This window comes from Nocardiopsis mangrovi, from assembly GCF_042653925.1.
Taxonomy (GTDB): Bacteria; Actinomycetota; Actinomycetes; order Streptosporangiales; family Streptosporangiaceae; genus Nocardiopsis_B; species Nocardiopsis_B mangrovi.
This window is the reverse complement of the sequence record NZ_JBHSFQ010000002.1, coordinates 420,204-438,008: the sequence shown is the minus strand read 5'-3', so window position 1 is coordinate 438,008 and position 17,805 is coordinate 420,204. Positions and strand designations below refer to the sequence as shown.

General features: G+C 74.7%; 14 protein-coding genes and 1 pseudogene. 4 read left to right on the top strand and 11 right to left on the bottom strand.

Translation table 11 applies throughout. The annotated features are described in order from the left end of the window. The 7 genes and pseudogenes from ACFO4E_RS03920 to ACFO4E_RS03890 form a co-directional block, all read right to left on the bottom strand. A pseudogene (locus ACFO4E_RS03920) lies at nt 1-128 on the bottom strand (flavodoxin-dependent (E)-4-hydroxy-3-methylbut-2-enyl-diphosphate synthase); the annotation flags it as partial. Beyond that, nucleotides 128-1,960 carry a 1-deoxy-D-xylulose-5-phosphate synthase gene (locus ACFO4E_RS03915; protein WP_378571604.1) on the bottom strand — a complete coding sequence of 611 codons (1,833 nt, stop codon included), beginning with the start codon at nt 1,958-1,960 and terminating at the stop codon, nt 128-130. The gene ACFO4E_RS03915 and the pseudogene ACFO4E_RS03920, both read right to left, overlap by 1 nt. 47 nt (nt 1,961-2,007) lie before the next feature. Next, nucleotides 2,008-3,051, bottom strand: a complete 1,044-nt coding sequence (locus ACFO4E_RS03910) for a polyprenyl synthetase family protein (RefSeq protein ID WP_378571603.1) — start codon at nt 3,049-3,051, stop codon at nt 2,008-2,010. A 32-nt stretch (nt 3,052-3,083) separates the two neighbouring features. After that, the gene (ispH, locus tag ACFO4E_RS03905; RefSeq protein ID WP_378571602.1) at nt 3,084-4,034 is read right to left on the bottom strand and encodes a 4-hydroxy-3-methylbut-2-enyl diphosphate reductase; all 951 of its coding nucleotides are present in this window, start codon (nt 4,032-4,034) and stop codon (nt 3,084-3,086) included. Between the two features lie 107 nt (nt 4,035-4,141). Beyond that, entirely contained in the window at nt 4,142-5,536 is a 1,395-nt protein-coding gene (locus ACFO4E_RS03900; protein WP_378571601.1) for an NDP-hexose 2,3-dehydratase family protein, read from the bottom strand. Beyond that, the gene (rfbB, locus tag ACFO4E_RS03895; protein WP_378571600.1) at nt 5,523-6,530 is read right to left on the bottom strand and encodes a dTDP-glucose 4,6-dehydratase; all 1,008 of its coding nucleotides are present in this window, start codon (nt 6,528-6,530) and stop codon (nt 5,523-5,525) included. The genes ACFO4E_RS03900 and rfbB overlap by 14 nt, the downstream gene beginning before the upstream one ends. Then, nucleotides 6,527-7,225 (bottom strand): DUF2306 domain-containing protein, encoded by a 699-nt coding sequence (locus ACFO4E_RS03890; protein WP_378571599.1) that lies wholly within the window; start codon nt 7,223-7,225, stop codon nt 6,527-6,529. Before ACFO4E_RS03890 ends, rfbB begins: the two co-directional genes overlap by 4 nt. Before the next feature lie 212 nt (nt 7,226-7,437). On the opposite strand from ACFO4E_RS03890, the gene ACFO4E_RS03885 reads away from it, so the two are divergent. Next, nucleotides 7,438-8,364, top strand: coding sequence for an oxygenase MpaB family protein (locus ACFO4E_RS03885; protein WP_378571597.1), 927 nt, complete (start codon nt 7,438-7,440; stop codon nt 8,362-8,364). Here the strand turns inward: ACFO4E_RS03885 and ACFO4E_RS03880 are convergent. Next, nucleotides 8,322-11,570, bottom strand: a complete 3,249-nt coding sequence (locus ACFO4E_RS03880; RefSeq protein WP_378571595.1) for an AfsR/SARP family transcriptional regulator — start codon at nt 11,568-11,570, stop codon at nt 8,322-8,324. The genes ACFO4E_RS03885 and ACFO4E_RS03880 overlap by 43 nt on opposite strands. 88 nt (nt 11,571-11,658) lie before the next feature. On the opposite strand from ACFO4E_RS03880, the gene ACFO4E_RS03875 reads away from it, so the two are divergent. From ACFO4E_RS03875 to ACFO4E_RS03865, 3 genes are all read left to right on the top strand, one after another. Then, on the top strand, nt 11,659-12,321 hold the full coding sequence (locus tag ACFO4E_RS03875; protein ID WP_378571594.1) for an NADPH-dependent FMN reductase: 663 nt from the start codon (nt 11,659-11,661) through the stop codon (nt 12,319-12,321). A gap of 12 nt (nt 12,322-12,333) precedes the next feature. Continuing rightward, complete coding sequence (locus tag ACFO4E_RS03870) at nt 12,334-13,977, top strand: MFS transporter (RefSeq protein ID WP_378571592.1); 1,644 nt, start codon at nt 12,334-12,336, stop codon at nt 13,975-13,977. A gap of 178 nt (nt 13,978-14,155) precedes the next feature. Next, on the top strand, nt 14,156-15,502 hold the full coding sequence (locus ACFO4E_RS03865; RefSeq protein WP_378571590.1) for an FAD-dependent oxidoreductase: 1,347 nt from the start codon (nt 14,156-14,158) through the stop codon (nt 15,500-15,502). A 10-nt stretch (nt 15,503-15,512) separates the two neighbouring features. Here the strand turns inward: ACFO4E_RS03865 and ACFO4E_RS03860 are convergent, their stop codons facing one another. Genes ACFO4E_RS03860 through ACFO4E_RS03850 form a run of 3 tightly spaced genes read right to left on the bottom strand, consistent with a single transcriptional unit; the run spans nt 15,513 to nt 17,775 of the window. Further along, complete coding sequence (locus ACFO4E_RS03860; protein ID WP_378571588.1) at nt 15,513-16,442, bottom strand: NAD-dependent epimerase/dehydratase family protein; 930 nt, start codon at nt 16,440-16,442, stop codon at nt 15,513-15,515. Then, nucleotides 16,439-17,041: a dTDP-4-dehydrorhamnose 3,5-epimerase family protein gene (locus ACFO4E_RS03855; protein WP_378571587.1), complete on the bottom strand. Its 603-nt coding sequence runs from the start codon at nt 17,039-17,041 to the stop codon at nt 16,439-16,441. The genes ACFO4E_RS03860 and ACFO4E_RS03855 overlap by 4 nt, the downstream gene beginning before the upstream one ends. Next, entirely contained in the window at nt 17,038-17,775 is a 738-nt protein-coding gene (locus ACFO4E_RS03850) for a class I SAM-dependent methyltransferase (protein WP_378571585.1), read from the bottom strand. The genes ACFO4E_RS03855 and ACFO4E_RS03850 overlap by 4 nt, the downstream gene beginning before the upstream one ends. Nucleotides 17,776-17,805 lie beyond the last annotated feature (30 nt).

Genomic DNA, 17,805 nt, shown 5'->3' with positions numbered 1-17,805 from the left:
GTCATCGACTGCACCGAGACGGGGGCGTCCCCGCCCACGGGGACACCGCCGACCATGATCTGCCGCGATCGCCGCCGCGTCGCCAACGGGCGCGGACGGGCGACAGGGATTCCGAGATCGACGGACATCACTGGTCCTTTCCGTTGATCGTCCCCGACGCCAGCCGGGCGAGCTCGTCGTCCATCCCCGGTGCGGGCCGGCCGTCCGTGCGCGACAGCGCCTCGATGACGGCGTCGGACACGTCGCAGGCGGTGAGCCCGCACAGCGACAGCACATCGGCGCGGGAGCCGTGGTCGAGGAAGCGCCGCGGCACGCCGAACGACCGCAGCGGTGTGCCCACCCCGGCGTCGTGCAGGGATTGGGCGATGGCCGCGCCGACACCGGCGACGCGGCTGTTGTCCTCGACGGTGGCGACCAGCCGGTGCCGCCGGGCCAGGTCGGCCAGGACCGGGCTCACCGGGGACACCCACCGCGGGTCGACCACGGTCACCCCCGCGCCCTGGGCGCGCACCCGGTCGGCCACGTCCAGGGCGAGGCCCGCCAGCGCGCCGACCGACACCACCAGCACGTCCAAGGGGCCGCTCCGGCGCAGCACGTCCACGCCCGAGAAGACCGCCTCCGCGGGCACGTCCGCGCCGGCGGCGCCCTTGGGGAAGCGGACCAGCGTCGGCCCCTCCTCCCAGGCCACGGCCTCCTCCAGCAGCTCCCCGAGGCGGGCGGCGTCCCGCGGCGCGGCGATGCGCAGGCCGGGGACCACCTGGAGGACCGACATGTCCCACACCCCGTTGTGGCTAGGGCCGTCGTCGCCGGTCACCCCGGAGCGGTCCAGGACGAACGTGACGCCCCTGCGGTGCAGGGCGACGTCCATCAGCAGCTGGTCCAGGGCGCGGTTGACGAAGGTGGAGTAGATGGCCACCACCGGGTGCATCCCGCCCATGGACAGTCCCGCGGCGAGGGTGACCGCGTGCTGTTCGGCGATGCCCACGTCGATGACCCGGTCCGGGAACCGCTCCTGCATGGGGACCAGGCCGGTGGGCTCCAGCATGGCGGCGGTGATCGCCACCACGTCCTCGCGGTGCTCGGCGATGTCCGCGATCCGCTGCCCGAAGACCGAGGTGAAGGACCGGCCGGACGACCCGGCGAGCGGGCGGCCGGTGGCCGGATCGATGGGCTTGATCGCGTGGCCGCGGTCGAGCTCGTTGTTCTCGGTGTGCACGAAACCGCGGCCCTTCTCGGTGACGGCGTGCACCAGAACGGGGCGCCTCATGTCGCGCGCACGGCGCAGCGCGTCCTGGAGGGCGGCGATGTCGTGCCCGTCGACCCTGCCGATGTAGGAGAGGCCGAGCTGCTCGAACACCGCGGGCCCCTCCCCCGCGCGCAGGCGCGCGAGGTGGTCGGCGACCCCGCCCTGTGTGGGGGCGTAGGAGCGCTCATTGTCGTTCAGCACGATCACCAGCGGCCGGTCGGGGCCTCCGCCGATGTTGTTCACCGCCTCCCAGGCCATCCCCCCGGTCATGGCGCCGTCGCCGATCACGGCCACCACGGCGCGGTCGCCCCGGCCCGCGTAGGCGTCGGCCCGGCTCAGCCCGTCGGCGTAGGACAGCGCGGTCGACGCGTGCGAGTTCTCGACCAGGTCGTGTTCGGACTCCGCGCGCGAGGGGTAGCCGGACATGCCGCCGGTCTTGCGCAGCCGCTCGAACCCCGCCCGCCGCCCGGTGAGCACCTTGTGCACATAGGACTGGTGTCCGGTGTCCCACAGCACCCGGTCCCGCGGGGAGTCGAAGACCGTGTGCAGGGCGATGGTCAGCTCGACCACCCCCAGGTTGGGGCCGAGGTGCCCGCCGGTGCGCGACACCCGGTCGATCAGCAGCGCCCGGATCTCGGCCGCGAGCTCGGTGAGTTCATCGGCGGTCATCCCGCGCAGCCGCGCGGGTCCGTCCACCGTGTCCAGCAGGGTCATCGTCATCTCCTCGGGGAGGCGGTACAGGGGCCGTGCGGGCGGGTCGCCTACCGCTCCCGGTAGGCGACCCGGTGCGCCATGGCGGTCAGCTCCTCGCACCAGGCCGGGTCCAGCCCGCCGCCGTGCAGGGCGGCCACGGCGCGTTCGGTCAGCGAGCCGATGCGCGCCTCGATCTCGGCGCCGATGGCGATCTCGCGGAGGCGGGCGCGCAGCGCGGGCAGGTCCCATTCGGGCTCGCCGACCAGTTCGCGGACGCGCGCGTCCCGGCGGGTCGCCAGCGCCAGCAGCAGCGTCATCTTGTGCTGCTCCAGGTCCAGGCCGACGGGCTTGCCGGCGGCCTCCGCGTCGCCGAAGGCGTCGATCAGGTCGTCTCTGAGCTGGAACGCCTCGCCCAGCGCCTCGCCGTAGGCGGCGAACACGGGGCCGAGCTCCGCACGGCCCGCGATGGCGGCGCCGAGCTGCAAGGGCCGCTGGATGCTGTACCGGCCGGATTTGCAGATCGCGATCCACTGGGACAGGTCGGGGTCCACGACCGACTCCGCGGCCACCGCCACGTCGAGGTGCTGGCCGATGACGATCTCCGTCAGCAGCTCGTTCCACACACGGCGGGCGGGCACGGGCAGGGCCGCGGTGAGCCGGTCGGCGAGGATGTCGGCGAGGTCGCCCGCCAGCACGGCCACGCTCTCGCCGTAGCGCCGGGACTCCCCGCGCCAGCCGCGGGCGGTGTGCTCGGCGGCGTGCCGCGCGTGCGCCGAGGGCCGGCCGCGCCGCGTCTCCGCGTCGTCGAACACGTCGTCGTGCAGGAGCGCCCCGGCGTGGATCAGTTCCAGCGCCGCAGCGCAGTCGGCGATCACGGGGTCGTCCGGGTCGCCGCCCGCCGCGAGGTGGCCGGCGACGCAGAAGGCGGGCCGCAGCCGCTTGCCTCCGGCGCCGACGAGTGCCGCGATGGCGGCGGCGGGAGCGCCGCCGCGCGGATCCACGGCGGCCCACCGGTCGCGCTCACCGGTGAGGGTCCGGTCCAATCGCTCCTCGACCCGCGCCAGCAGCCGGGCATGCCGGACGCGGGCGCCGTCGAGCTCGGACACCGTCATGGGCCTTCCTCTCTGGGGTCGCTCGGGCGGGATCAGGGGGCCGGGGCCGGCCGGGTGAGCCGGGCCGGCGGGGTGAACACGATGTCCTCTTCGGCCACTCTTTCGAGTTCGGTGTGGGCGTAGCCGTGCTCGGCGAGCACGACCAGTACCCCGCGGACCAGCTCCTCGGGCGCGCTCGCCCCGGCGCTCAGCCCCACCGTGCCCACCCCCTCCAGCCACGCCGGGTCGAGCTCCCCGGCGTCGGGGACCAGGTGGGCGGGGGTGCCCAGCCGGCGGGCGACCTCCACCATGCGGATGGAGTTGCTGGAATTGCGCGAGCCGACCACGAGCACCAGGTCGCTGCGCGGGACGATCGCCTTCACCGCGTCCTGGCGGTTCTGGCTCGCGTAACAGATGTCATCGGTCCCGGGCCCCAGCAGATCGGTGAACCGGCGCTCCAGAACGGCGATGATGTCGCGGGTCTCGTCCACCGACAGCGTGGTCTGGGTGAGGTAGGCGACGGGGGTGTCGGCGGGCAGGTCGAGCCGTTCGGCACCGGCCACGTCCTCGACGACGATGGTGCGGTCCGGCGCGTGGCCGAAGGTGCCTTCGACCTCTTCGTGCTCGGCGTGCCCGATGAGCAGGAGCGTGCGCCCGCCACGCGCGAAGCGCACCGCCTCCTGGTGGACCTTGGACACCAGCGGGCAGGTCGCGTCGATGACGTCCAGCCGCCGGGCGCGCGCGTTGTCGCGCACCTCGGGGGCGACCCCGTGGGCGGAGAAGACGCACACCGCCCCCTCGGGGACCTCGCTCTCGGAGTCGACGAAGACGGCGCCCCTCTCCCGCAGTGTCCGCACCACGTGGTGGTTGTGGACGATCTCCTTGCGGACGTAGACCGGCGGGCCGTGGCGCTCCAGCGCCAGTTCGATGATGGAGATCGCCCGCCGCACACCGGCGCAGAAACTCCTCGGTTCGGCGAGGACGACCTTCTTACGGTTGGGCATCGGGGCGTCTCCCATCTGTATCGGGCGGGAGCGGCGCGGTGCGCCTGCCGGGGATCTCAAGCCTGTGTGAGGGGCCTGGATCGCACAATCGGCTCCCGGGTGGTCTGTCAGGTTCCGGTCAGCCGTGCGGCGCCGGTATTGATGCAGGCGAGGAGGGTGCGGGCCTGGACGTTGACGTACTGGCCGTGCCGGACCAGCATTCCGAGCTGATCCGGGGTCACCCAGCGGAAGTCCGGCGGCGGCGGGCGCCGGGCGTCGGGCCCGGACGCCTCCACCACGAGGTAGCTGTTCTCCGCGTTGAGCAGGCGGCCCCCTTCCTCGGCGTGTACGGCGCGGTAGCGGACCCGCTCGGGCGGGGCGTTGAGCACCGCGTCGAGGTAGGCCGGGCGGGCGGCGGGGGGCAGATGGCGGTGGGAGCCCGGGTCGCACTGGACGGTGGGCCCCAGCTCCACGGTGTCGCGGAAGCCGCCTTCGGTCCGGGCGTGCGCCAGCACGTGCGCGACGCCGTCGATCTCGCGGGTCAGGAACGCGACCACGCCGCGCCCGACGGGCTCGATCAGCGGCTGGGTCCAGCGGTGCACCTCTCGGGTGGCGGCCCGTACGTCGACCCCGACCACACGGAAGTAGCGCCCGGCCTCGTGGCGGATGCAGTCCGCGGTCCGCTCCCAGCCGGGGGTGCGGCCGAGCGGGAGGGGTTCGGTGTGCACGCGGCGCCGGGTCCGCTCCCCGGTGAACCAGGACAGCAGTTCGACATCGGAGTGCGCGGCCCGCCCGTGCCGGGGCGGCAGGGGCGCGCAGGCGAGCACCGTCCGGGCGTCCATGTTGACCAGGTTGTCGTGCCGCAGCAGCGCGCCGATCTCGGCGACCGTCAGCCAGTGGAAGTCGGGGTGCCCGGGAACGTCCCCGGTGACCTCGACGATCATGTTGCGGTTGCGCTTGCCGTAGAACCAGGAGCCGTGTTCCGACTGCAGCACGTCGGCCAGGACGCGGCGCGGCCGGATGAAGTACTCCAGGAACCGCACCGGGCGGCCGCGGTGGGCGCGGGTGTAGTTGCTGTGGGTCGCCTGCACCGTCGGCGACAGCTGCACCAGGTTCGGGTTGCCCGGCTCCATCTTGACCTGCATCAGCAGGCGGAGGACCCCGTCCACCCGCTTGGCGAGGATCCCCAGGATCCCCACCTCGGGCTGGTGGATGATCGGCTGGCTCCACTCGTTCACCGCCCCCGTGTCCGTGCGCACGCGCAGCCCCGCCACGGAGAAGAACCGGCCGCTGTCGTGGACCAGGGCGCCGGCCGCGCCGGTGAACCCCCAGCCCGCCAGGTCGGAGAAGGGGACCCGGTCGACCCGGAACCCGGGATCACCGGCGGCGTGCGCCAGCCGGGCCCGCACCGCGTCGATGCGGCCGGCGTCCACCGGCGCCGTCGCGGAGGCCGCCACCCGCGCCGCGTCCCGGCCGCCGTGCCGCGGGCTCAGCCGCGCGGCGGCGAGATCAGCGGCGGGCACGGGACGCCTCGCGGGTACGCGCCGGCACGGCGCCGTCCGCGGACCGCCACCGGTGGGGGTGGTCGCGGTACCAGGCGACCGTGGCGGCGAGCCCCGTCTCGAAGGGGACGCGCGGCCGGTACCCGAGCGTCCGGCGGATCTTGGCGTCGTCCAGCGCATAGCGGCGGTCGTGGCCGGGCCGGTCCGCCGCGGGGCGGATCGCGGCCGGGTCGGCACCGCACAGTGCGGCCAGCCGCGCGGCGACCTCCCGGTTGGTGAGTTCGGTGCCGCCGCCGATGTTGTACACCTCGCCGCCCGCGCCGCGGGTGAGGACCAGGTGGACGGCGCGGCAGTGGTCGTCCACGTGCAGCCACTCGCGGACGTTGAGCCCGTCGCCGTAGAGCGGGACCGGCTCCCCCGCCAACAGCCCGGTGGTGAACCGCGGGATCAGCTTCTCCGGGTGCTGGCCCGGCCCGTAGTTGTTCGAGCACCGCGTGACCGACACCGACGTGCCGTGGGTCCGCCAGAACGCCAGCGCGAGCAGGTCGGACGCCGCCTTGGACGCGGCGTAGGGCGAGTTCGGGGCCGGCGGCCGCTCCTCGTCCCAGGCGCCCGCCGCGATCGAACCGTACACCTCGTCGGTGGACACGTGCACCATGCGGCCGACGCCGGCGCCGCGGACGGCCTCCAGCAGCACCTGGGTGCCCAGGACGTTGGTCCGGACGAACTCCGCGCCCCCGGCGATCGAGCGGTCCACGTGCGTTTCGGCGGCGAAGTGCACCACCGCGTCGTGCCCCGGCAGCAGGGAGGCGAGCAGCCGGGCGTCGGCGACATCGCCGTGCACGAAGTGCATCCGCGGGTGCGCGGCGGGCAGGGCGGCCCGGTCGCCCGCGTAGGTGAGCAGGTCGAGGGCCGTGACATGGGCGTGCTCGGCGCCGGGCAGCCGGCCCTCCAGGAGGGTGCGCACATAGTGCGAGCCGATGAAGCCGGCGGCCCCGGTGACCAGGATCCTCATCGCGCCGCTCCGCTCCTGGCGGGCCGCGCGGTGCGCCGCAGCCACCAGTGCGCGATGAGGAGGTTGACCGCCGCGCCGAACCATCCGGCGCCCTCCTTGATCACCTGGCCCGGCACCACGATCCCGACCCATTCGAAGACGAACGGCAGCGCCCGACCCCACACGATGTGCAGCGTGAGGGCGATTCCGTACACCATCCACATCCGGTGCCGGTCGAAGCGCCTGCGGCGCGCCTCGACCACGCCGAGCACCGCGACCACGGCCCACACGACCGCCACCAGGGTGTTGCCGATGCCGCCCACCGGCTGGCCCTCGAAGGCCCACGGCACCAGGACCAGGCTCGCCACCGCGCTGGGGAGGACGCCCCCGAACACGTAGATCCGCCCGCTCGCCCGGTGCACCGCCGGCCACCGGCGCCGGATCCGCGGCCAGACCTGCACGCACACCGCGAGCATCGCGATCGTTCCGGAGGCGATGTGCACGACGAGCAGCGGGTAGTGCGCCGGGAATCCGGGATGCAGGGGCACGCCGGCGAGTGCCGGGTCGAGGGTCGTGTAGCGCGGGAGCGCATACAGCAGGAACGCGGCGACCACCGCCGCGAGCGCCAGCGCCCACGGCCACGCGGGGCGCCGCGCGCGCCGGACCGGTGAATCCGGCGCCGCGGACGCGGGGTCGCGGTCCGTCTCGTACGCCACTTGGGGCCTCCTCGCAGAGCGTCGGCATCGCGCTCAGGCTCTGCGGTGGCTCCGGCACGGGCAACGCGGGCGGCCCGGGTCTGTCAAGTCACCGGCCGGACGCGCACCGCGCCCGCGACCGACCTGACACACGCGGTCTCCGGAGGGGGCCCCGGACGCTCCGTCCGCCGACAATCGCGGGGTGCCCGTCACGCCCACCGGGGAGGAAGCCGATGGCCTCACAGACGCGGGCCGGCCGCTACGACCGGCTGCGGGAGATCGAGAGCCGCGACATCGACCGGGACTACAGCACGGTCTGGCTGCTGGACATGGCCTATGAGTTCCCATGGGACATGCAGGTCGGCGGGAGCGTCGGCTTCTACTGCAGCCTGGCGCCGCCCAGGATGGCGGCCCTGCTCGCGCACACGCGCGAGCTCACCGGCGACACCGCCCGCCGCATCGACGACACCAACATCCTGATGTGGGAGATGTTCCGCAACGGCTTCTCGGGGCCGCGCGGCAAGGCGGCGGTGCGGCAGATGAACCGCATCCACCGCAATGCCGTGCGGCACGCCAACAAGGACGGCGGAACGTGGAGCATCACCAACGACGAGTACCTGTTCGTCCTGTCGGCGATCATGGTGAACATGGTCCGGGCCGTTGACCGCTACGGCTGGCGCCGCTTCAGCGACGCCGAACGCCGGGCCGCCTGCCTGCACTTCCGCGACATGGGCGCGCATATGGGGATCACGGACATGCCGGAGACCTTCGACGGCTTCGCGCGCTTCCACGACGCCTACCTCGCCGACGAGGTCGCCTACAGCGCGGACGCCGCGGCTCTGTGGCAGGCCACCTCCGGGATGTTCACCGAGGTGCTCATCGGCTGGCTGCCGCCCCGGCTGCACCCGCTCGCGTCCCCGATCGCCCGCCGCATCATGCCGGCGCTGCTGGGCCCCGAACTGTGCCGGGCGTTCGGGCTGGCCGCCCCCTCGCGGGCCCTGACGGGGGCGGTCACGGCGGCGCTGCGGCTGCGCTCCGCCTATGTGCGGCGCACCCGCCCGCGCACCGAGTCGGCCATGCCGGACGTCATGCCCACCGCGCGCTTTCCGGAAGGGGACTACGAGTTCCCCGATGTGGGGCCCGACCACTTGATCCACTGATCCCCGGCGGCGCGGCCGTGCTCGAACTCGGCGGAGAACGCGTCGCCGCCGAGGGCCGCGCGGGCCGCGTCCCGCACCCTGCGGACGTCGTCCTGCTCCGCGGCCGGCAAGGGGGCGCCGACCGAGGCCCGGGCGGCGTCCGCGGCGCCCAGCAGCCGCGCGCCCTCGACGGCGTCGCCGAGCAGCGCCTGCGCCCCGGCGAGCCCTTCGAGGGCCAGCGCGATCGCGCGGGGGTCGCCGGTGGAGCGGGCCGCCGCCATGCCCTCCCGGTGCCGGCGCAGCGCCGTCTCCGCGTCGCCCCGCTGCTCGGCGGCGAATCCGAGTTCGGCCAGCACCAGCGCCACGGCGGCGGGCCCCGGAGAGTCACCGGTCCGCTCCAACCAGCCGGACAGGTGCCGCTCGGCCTCGTCGAAGCGGCCCGCGCGGCGCGCGCCCAGCCCCAGCCCGAGTTCGGCGAACCGCTCGCCGAACCGGTCGTTGCGGTCGGCGGCGAGCCGGCGGGCCCGCTCGTGGAAGCGCGCGGCGCCCTCGTGATCGCCGGTCAGCAGCGCCACCCGGCCCAGCTCGGACAGCCGGTAGGACACCTCCGACCACAGTCCCAGGCGCTCGGCGATGCGCAGGCCCTCGCGGTGGCGGCGGGCGGCCTCGGCGTAGTCCCCGGCGATCTGGGACCGGTGGCCGAGCATCGGCAGTGCCTGTAGCTGCCCCCACTGGTCGCCGAGTGAGCGGAACAGCTCAAGGCCCCGTTCGGCGTCGATCTCGAACCGGACGAGCCTGCCCCGCGCCTGCTCCAGCCACGCGCGGGTGCACAGCGCCGCGGCCACGCCCCAGCGGTCGTCGCGGTCGCCGAAGACCTCCAGCGCATCGGCCACGAGTTCCTCGCTGGCCGTCAGCTCGCCGAACTCCAGCAGCGCCGTGCCCAGGAACCACCGCACCCGTGCCCGCCGGCCCGGGTCGCCGTCACAGAAGCCGTCCAGCGCGGCCCGCGCGATGGCGACCGGGTCCTGGGGCTCCCGCATCATCAGGTCCAGGCCGGTCTGCCAGGCGGCGGCCTCCGCGCGCAGGGCCGGCGGGCCGCCGGGAACGGCGAGGGCCGCGGTCAGCGCGCGGTGCGCCTCGCCCAGCCTGCCGCGCAGGTAGCGGTGCCACAGCGACGCGAGGGACAGCCGCAGCGCGTCCTCGGCCGCGCCGCGCCGCAGGGCCGTGTCCAGCGCCGTCCGCAGGTTGGCGCTCTCGGCATCGAGCCGCCCGAGCCAGCGCTGCTGGTCGCGACCGCGCAGCAGCGGGTCGGCCCGCTCGGCGAGGGAGCGGTAGTGGTGCAGGTGCCGGGCCGCGGCGGAGCCGGTCTCGCCGGCCTCCTCCAAGCGGGCCGCGGCATAGGCGGTGATCGACTCCAGCAGCCGGTAGCGGACGCCGCCGGGGCCGTCGACCGCACCCACGAGGGACCGCTCGACCAGCCGCGACAGTGCGGCGACGACGTCGCCGGAGGCGAGGGGCCCGCCCGCGGCGACCGCCTCGGCGGCGTCGAGCGTGAACCCTTCGGAGTGCGGCGCCATGCGGCGCAGGACGACGCGCTCGGGCTCGGTGAGCAGGTCCCAGCTCCAGTCGATCACCGCGCGCAGCGTCCGCTGCCGGGCCGGGGCCGCCGCGTGCTCCGCGGACAGCAGGGCGAAGCGGTCGTCCAGCCGGGCCGCGAGCTCGCGCACGCCCAGCGCCCGGACCCGGTTGGCGGCGAGCTCCAGGGCCAGGGGCAGGCCGTCGAGGCGGCGGCACAGGTCGGCGACCGCCGGGGCCGTGCGCCGGTCGAGGGTGAAGTTGGGTGCGGCGGCCCGCGCGCGGGCGGTGAACAGCCGCACCGCGCTGTACTCCTCGTAGTCGTGCGCGGTATCGAGCGGCGCGTCCTCGGGAGGGGCGGCCAGCGGCGGCACTTCGTACACGTGCTCGCCGGGGATGCCGAGGGGCTGGCGGCCGGTGGCCAGCACCCGGAGCCGCGGCGCGCCCCGCAGGAGCGTCCGGGCCAGCTCCGCCGCCGCTCCCACGATGTGCTCGCAGTTGTCCAGGATCAGCAGCATGCGCGAATCGCGCAGCGCCCGGCCCAGCCCGGCGGCGTCGGCCGGACCGCTGTCGCCGTGGTCCCGGACCCCGATGACCGAGGCGACCGCCTCGGCCACGCGGGCCGGCGCCGTGGCGCCGTCCTCGGAGCCCGGCCGCAGCGCGCCCAGCTCCACCAGCCACACCCCGTCGTGGGCGTCGGTCCCGGCCCCGGGGCCGTCGGCCGCCTCCACGGCGAGCCTGGTCTTGCCGACCCCGCCGGGTCCGGTCAGGGTCACCAGGCGCCCCGCGCGCAGCAGCGCCCGCACCTCCCGGGTGTGGGCCTCGCGCCCGATGACGGGGGTGAGCGCCGTCGGCAGGTTCGACCGCGGGTGCGGGGCCGGCGCCTCCGCCGCGTACTCCGGCGCCAGGCCGGAGTCCTGGCGCAGGATCGACGTGTGCAGGCGCGCCACCTCGGGGCCGGGGTCGACCCCCAGTTCGTCGGCGAGCGCGGCGCGCAGGCCGCCGAACGCCTCCAGCGCCTCGGCCTGGCGCCCCGAACGGTAGAGGGCGCGCATCTGGAGGCCGCGCAGCCGCTCGCGCAGGGGATGGGCCGCGGCCAGGTCGCCGAGCTCGTCGGCGAGCAGGTGGTGCTCGCCCAGCCCGAGCCGGGCCTCGGCCTGCTGTTCGTGGGCGGTGAGCCGTTCCTCCTCCAGGCGGGCGGCCGTGGCGGCGGCGAAGGGGGCGTCGGCGAAATCGGCCAGCGCCGGGCCGCGCCACAGCGCCAGCCCCTCGCCGAGCAGCGTGGCCCGCTCGCGCGGGTCGGCGGTCGCGCGGGCACGCTCGGCCAGCGCCCGGAACCGCGCGGCGTCCACGTCGTCGGGGCCCACGGCGAGCCGGTAGCCGGCCGGGCCGCGCACCACGCGGGAGCGCCCGCCGGGTTCCGCCTGCTCCAGCACCGCGCGCAGCTGGGACAGCTTCGAACGGAGCACGCGCGCGGGGTTGGCCGGAAGCGCGTCGCCCCACAGGACGTCGATGAGGGCGTCGGCGGCGGCGGGGCGGCCCTCGTGCACGAGCAGGACGCCCAGCAGCGTGCGCACCTTGACCTCCGGGACGCGCAGCGGCCCGCCGTCGCTCCGCCACACCTCCAGCGGTCCCAGTACCCCGAAGCGCATGGCACCAAGGTAGCCCAGCGTCCCCGCCCGGCCCGCCGCGCAACGGTTCCGGAGCCTTTCCGGAACCCCCTGCACAGAGCATGGCCGCATGATCGGCGGACCGGTCGGCGCGGGAGAGGGGAGCGGGCACATGGCGGTGCGGCGGCTTCGGCTTGCTGTCCTCATCGGCGCCGGCGAGCGGCGCTTCGCCCGGTCCGCGGGCGAGTGGTTCGCCGCGCTGGCACGGCGCCGCGACGATCTGGAGGTCGACGTGGTCGACCTGGCCCAGGCGTGGCTGCCGGAGGCCCCGCTGCTGCCGACGGGACCGCCGCCCCTTGCCGTCTGCGAGCTGTCCACGTGGCTCTCCGGAGCGGACGCGTTCGTCGTCGTCACCCCCGAGCTCAACCACAGCTTCCCGGGCTCGCTGAAGAACGCCATCGACTGGTTCGGCGCCGAATGGCGCACCAAGCCCGTCGCCTTCGTCGCCTACGGCGGAGCGGGCTCCGGCCGCCACGCGGTGGACCAGCTGCGCCCGGTCTTCACCGAGGTGGACGCGGTCGCCATCCGCGACGCGGTCTGCCTGGACGGGCCGGCCGCAACGGCGGAGGACCCCGCTTCCGGCCTGTCCGCCCACGAAAGGCAGGCCGGCCTCGTCCTGAGCCGCCTCGTCTGGTGGGCCGAGGCGCTGAGCGCCCACCGCGGCCACGCACCCTATCCCGGTCCCGACCGACCCTCCCCCGCCGATACCCGGCCCGCCGGGCGGACACCCTAAGGAGCACCACCCATGTCCACCGACGCCGCGACACCGGCGCCCTCGCGCGCCGGCGCGCGCGAATGGATCGGACTGGCGGTCCTGGCACTGCCGACGATCCTGCTCGCACTCGACTTCACCGTGCTGCACCTGGCGCTCCCGCACCTCGCCGTCGAACTCGACCCGAGCAGCACCCAGCAGCTGTGGATCCTCGACATCTACGGCTTCATGATCGCCGGCTTCCTCATCACCATGGGCACCCTGGGCGACCGGATCGGCCGCCGACGCCTGCTCATGATCGGCGCCGTCTGCTTCGGGGCGGCGTCACTGGCGGCGGCGTACGCGACCTCGGCGGAGATGCTCATCGTGACCCGGGCGCTGCTCGGGATCGCGGGGGCCACGCTCATGCCCTCCACCCTGGCGCTGATCACCAACATGTTCCACGACCCCAAGCAGCGCGGGGTCGCGGTCGCCGTGTGGCTGAGCTGCTTCTCCGCGGGCGGGGCCATCGGCCCGATGGTCGGCGGGGTGCTGCTGGAGTGGTTCTGGTGGGGCTCGGTCTTCCTGATGGGCGTCCCGGTCATGGCGCTGCTGCTGGTCACCGCCCCCTTCCTGCTGCCCGAATACAAGGACCCCCAGCCGGGCCGGCTCGACCTGTTCAGCGTCGCCCTCTCGCTCGCCGCGATCCTGCCGATCATCTGGGCGGTCAAGGAGGCCGCCAAGGACGGGTGGGGCGCGCTCCACCTGGGAGCGCTCGTCGCGGGGCTGCTGATGGGCTGGGTCTTCGTCCGCCGCCAGAGATGGCTGTCCAGTCCTCTGATGGACATGGGCCTGTTCCGCTACCGGGCGTTCAGCATCGGGCTGGGCAGCCTGCTGCTCGGCACGCTGACGCTCGGCGCGTTCGTGCTCCTGTTCGCGCAGTACCTCCAGATGGTGCTGGAGCTCTCCCCCGCCCAGGCGGGCCTGTGGATGGTGCCCTACGCGGTCGCCAACATCGTGGGCGCCATGGTCGCCCCCGCGCTCGCCGCGCGGATGCCGACGTCCCGCGCCATCGCCCTGGGCCTCGTGATCGCGGCCGTCGGGTACGCGATGTTCTCCCAGGTCGGACCGGATTCGGGCCTGATGCTGGGCGTCGCGGGCAGTGTGCTCATCACCTTCGGCCTGAGCCCGCTGATGGTCCTGGTCATCGACCTGGTCATCTCGTCGGCGCCCAAGGAGAAGAGCGGCTCGGCCTCGTCGATGTCGGAGACGTGCAGCGAGATGGGCATGGCCCTGGGCGTGGCGACACTGGGCGCCGTGGGCACGGCCGTCTACCGCGGCCTCATCGACGGCAGCCTGCCCGCGGGCCTGCCCGGCCCGGTGCGGGACGCGGCGCAGGACAGCCTCGCCGGCGCCACCTCCGTCGTGGACCAGCTCCAGGGCGGCGCGGCGGCCGACATGCTCAACGCGGCCAAGAGCGCGTTCCTGACCGGCCTGACCTCGGTCGGCCTGCTCAGCGTGGGCGTGATGATCCTCCTGGCGATCGTCACGGCCGTCTTCCTCGGCGACGGCGGGAACCCGGACGAGGACGGCGGCACCGACGCCCCGGCGACCGGGGACGGCGAGGCCGGGGACGCACAGGCGCAGGCGCCGGCATCGGCCGGAGGCCGCGGAGAGGGGGCGCCCGCGGACGGCTGAGTCCCGCCCGGCCCCTCCGGGACGTTCAGGGCCCCGCGCCGCGCGCGGGGCCCTCGCCTTTTCCGCGGAATCCATCCGGATCGGCTCCGGCAATTTCCTGCTATTCATCGACGAGGCCGGTGAGTTTAGCCTGGAATTCGAAGACGATCTCATTCGCTTTCCTTCGAAAGGTGCACTGATGCCCCCAGTGAAAAAGACCGCCGTCATCGGAGGGGGAATGGCGGGATGCGCCGCCGCTTATGCGATAGCGAAGAACGGCGGCGCGGCCGTCGTCTATGAATCGTCGGCCGGACTCGGCGGCCGGGCGCGCTCCTGGCACCGGCCGGAGATCGAGCCCGACGTCGGCATCAACCTCATGTGCGCCAGCATCTACACGACCATGTGGGAGATGATCCGCGAGCACGGCCTCGAAGACGAGCTGATGGGCATCTCCAGCGACCTGCTGGTGACCGACCGCGGCGTACCCGCCCCCCTGCCCTCGGACTCCATCCCCACACTCCTGCGCTACCCGCACGCGCGGTTCACCGACCGGATCTCCTTCCTGGCGGCCTCGATGCGGGAGATGGCGGTGAACGGCCGGCGGATCGACCTCTTCGAACCCGAGAAGCTGGCCGGATTCGACGACGGCACCACCGCCACCGGATTCGGCCGCCGGTTCCTGTCCCGCCGCGGATTCGACTACATCCTGCGGTCCCAGATCGAGGGGTTCTGGAACTTCGACTGCGACGGCGTCTCCGCCTCACACGCCCGCGCCATGCTGGCGCAGATGGGCGGCGCCTCGTTCTCGGTCTTCCGCCGGGGTATGGAGGTGCTCGCGGAACGCAACGCCGCGCGCGCGGACGTGCGGCTGGAGCACGAGGTCACCGATCTGCGCCTGGAGGGCGGGCGGATCCGGGTGACCGCGCGCGCCGCCGATGGCGCCGAGGACACCGGCGAGTTCGACGACGTCGTCATCGCCGTGCCCGCTCCCGTCGCCGCCAAGCTCACCGCCGCGCTGCCCCCGGGCACCGTGGACCCGCTCATGCGCGACTTCCTGGAGACCCAGGAGTACGAGCCGGCCCTGTCCGTCTCCTACCTGGTCGCCCCCGGCACGATGCCGCCCCGCACCCACGTGATGGCCGGGGGCGGCGACGATCCGAAGATCCGCAACATGATGGCCTACCCGCGGCGGGTACGCCGCGCGGACGGGACCGAGGAGGACGCGCTCCTGGTCTTCGCCTATCCCGGCCGCGCCATCACCCGCGACCTGCTGGGCCTCGGCGCCGAACGCCAGTTCGCCGCCGTCACCCCCCTGCTCACGAGCATGTGGCCCGATTTCCCGACCGACCCCGAGCCGTTCCACATCGCGGAGCGGCCGTTCGGATTCCCCATCCCCGCGCCGGGCCGCTACCGCGCCTCGGTCACCGCGACCCGGCGCCAGCGGCCGCCGATCGCCTTCGCCGGCGACCACTTCAGCTCGCCCACGACCGAGGCCGCGATGCGCTCGGGGCTGCGGGCCGTCCGCGACCTGGCCGCCGCGCGCTGAACGGGCCCGGTCAGGCGGTCCACATCGCGTGCAGCGAGGCGCGTACCCCGGTACGCGCCCGCCAGCCCAGCACCCGTTCCGCCCGGCGGGTGTCGGCGAGCGACCAGTCGCCGCCGATGCCCCCGGCCGGGGCCGGCCCTTCGCGGAAGGCGCCGCGCGGCACCCCCGTGACCTCGGCCATGAGGTCGACCATCTCGGCGATGGGCACCGCCCGGCCGCCGCCGATGTTCAGGACGCGCCCCGGCGCCGGCGGCGACAGGCCGGCCAGCAGCACCGCCTCGGCCGTGTCGGCCACATCCACGAAGTCGCGGCGCGCGCGGGCGACCCGCAGCTCCGGCCGCTCCCCCGCCGCCGCCGCACGGAAGAGGCGCAGGAGCAGGCCCGGGAAGGACACCGGGGACGGATGCGGACCGCACACGTTCGCCAGCCGCAGGACCAGGCCGTCCACCGCCCCGGAACGGGCCGCCTCCAGCACCGCGAGTGAACCCGCGAGCTTGCTGCGGGCGTAGTCGTTGGCCGGGCGGGGCTCGGTGTCCTCGTCCACCGCCGTGCCCGGCGGGCGCGGCCCGTACTCGTGCAGGGTGCCCAGGTGGACCAGGCGGGGACGGCGCGGGGCCCGCGCGGCCGCGGCGACCACCGCGTGCACCGCGTCGACGTTCACCGCCGCCATGCGCGCGGCGCCGCCGGCCCAGCCGTCCCGGGCGTTGGCGGCGTCGGTCGCGTTGACGATCAGCCCGATGTCCTCGCACCGCAGCAGGCGGGCCACGTCGTCGGCTCCGGCCGTGGCGAGGTCGACGCGGTGGAACCGGTGCGCGGCCGTGTGCGGGGCCGGTGCGCGCGCCGCGACGACCACCTCGCGCCCCTCGCGGGCGAACGCCGCGCACACGTGCCGGCCGACCCACCCGGTCCCGCCGAGGACGGCGACCCGTCCGCCGTTCACGGCGCCGGTGCGGCCGCCAGGCAGGCGGCGTAGTCGGGCAGCAGCCCGTCCGCGAGCGCCTGGGCCAGGGGCGGCGCCCGCCGATCGCGCGCGGACAGGATCGGCGCCGGGTCGGCGGGGACCGGCAGGGCGAGGCCGGAGTCGAACACGGAGACGGCGCGTTCGCGGTCCGGGTCGTATTCGGCGCTCATCGTGTAGGCCATGATGGTGTCGTCCTCCTCCGCGGCGAACATGTGTCCCACGCCCACCGGCAGGTAGAGCGTCACGGCGTTCACGCGGTCCAGGACGACCGACTCCCAGCGGCCGAAGGCGGGCGATCCGGCCCGGACGTCCACGACGATGTCCAGCGCCCGGCCCTGCGGGCAGTGCACCAGCTTGGCCATCCCCGGAGGGGCCGCGGTGTAGTGGACGCCCCGCACCGTCCCGCGCCGGGAGACGCTGTAGCTGGTCTGCGCGACGTGGAACAGCGGTGCGCCGGTCGCGGCGGTGAACGCGGACTCCTGCACGGGCGAGACGAAGACGCCGCGCTCGTCGGGGAACACCCGGGGGGTGAAGGCGAGGACGCCCGGGATCGACAGTTCGCGGACGCCCGCGCTCATCCCGCCTCCCGTACGCCGACGAACAGCCCCGGGCCGGCGCCGGGCAGGTACTCCACGGTGCAGCCGGCCGCGGTGAAGGCCTTCTCATAGCGCTCCCGCTCGATGACGGCCAGCACGTGCTCGTCGGTGAAGTGCTGCACGCCCTCGTCCGGGTGGGCGACGATGTAGTGCACGGTCATCCGGTGCGCGGCGCCCTCCCTGACATTGCGGGAGACCCGCGCGATGGTCCGCCCGCCCACGGCGACGACGTCTCCCACGACGTGCCGCTCCAGGGCCGTCTGCGGGAAGTACCAGGGCTCCAGCACGATCACTCCCCCCGGTTCCAGGTGCCGGGCGAAGCACGCCACCGCCGCCTCGACCGCCGCCGGCCCCGGCAGGTATCCGATGGAGCTGAACAGGCAGGTGATCGCGGAGAAGCGGCGGCCGAGCCGGAAGTCGCGCATGTCGCCCGTGTGCACCGGAACCCCGGGCAGGTCGCGCCGGGCGACGCGGACCATGTCCTCGGCCAGGTCGACGCCCTCGACGTGCGCGAAGGAATCCCGGAAATGCGCCAGGTGCGACCCCGTTCCGCAGGCCACGTCGAGAAGGGACGCGGTGCCGCCGCCGCGGCCGCGGACCAGGGCGGTGATCCGCTCGGCGTCCCCGGCGTAGTCCTTGCCGCGCCCGGCGTAGATGTCCGCGTAGAGGTCGGCCCGCCGGTAGATGCCCGAGACGCGGGCGCCGTCGTCGCTCATGACTCCCTTACCTTTCTCCTGGGTCTCTGC

Coding starts and splice junctions, on each gene's coding strand:
- ACFO4E_RS03915 (WP_378571604.1), bottom strand. CDS start 1,960: ATGACCCTGCTGGACACGGTGGACGGACCCGCGCGGCTGCGCGGGATG.
- ACFO4E_RS03910 (WP_378571603.1), bottom strand. CDS start 3,051: ATGACGGTGTCCGAGCTCGACGGCGCCCGCGTCCGGCATGCCCGGCTG.
- ispH (WP_378571602.1), bottom strand. CDS start 4,034: ATGCCCAACCGTAAGAAGGTCGTCCTCGCCGAACCGAGGAGTTTCTGC.
- rfbB (WP_378571600.1), bottom strand. CDS start 6,530: ATGAGGATCCTGGTCACCGGGGCCGCCGGCTTCATCGGCTCGCACTAT.
- ACFO4E_RS03885 (WP_378571597.1), top strand. CDS start 7,438: ATGGCCTCACAGACGCGGGCCGGCCGCTACGACCGGCTGCGGGAGATC.
- ACFO4E_RS03880 (WP_378571595.1), bottom strand. CDS start 11,570: ATGCGCTTCGGGGTACTGGGACCGCTGGAGGTGTGGCGGAGCGACGGC.
- ACFO4E_RS03875 (WP_378571594.1), top strand. CDS start 11,659: ATGATCGGCGGACCGGTCGGCGCGGGAGAGGGGAGCGGGCACATGGCG.
- ACFO4E_RS03870 (WP_378571592.1), top strand. CDS start 12,334: ATGTCCACCGACGCCGCGACACCGGCGCCCTCGCGCGCCGGCGCGCGC.
- ACFO4E_RS03865 (WP_378571590.1), top strand. CDS start 14,156: ATGCCCCCAGTGAAAAAGACCGCCGTCATCGGAGGGGGAATGGCGGGA.
- ACFO4E_RS03855 (WP_378571587.1), bottom strand. CDS start 17,041: ATGAGCGCGGGCGTCCGCGAACTGTCGATCCCGGGCGTCCTCGCCTTC.
- ACFO4E_RS03850 (WP_378571585.1), bottom strand. CDS start 17,775: ATGAGCGACGACGGCGCCCGCGTCTCGGGCATCTACCGGCGGGCCGAC.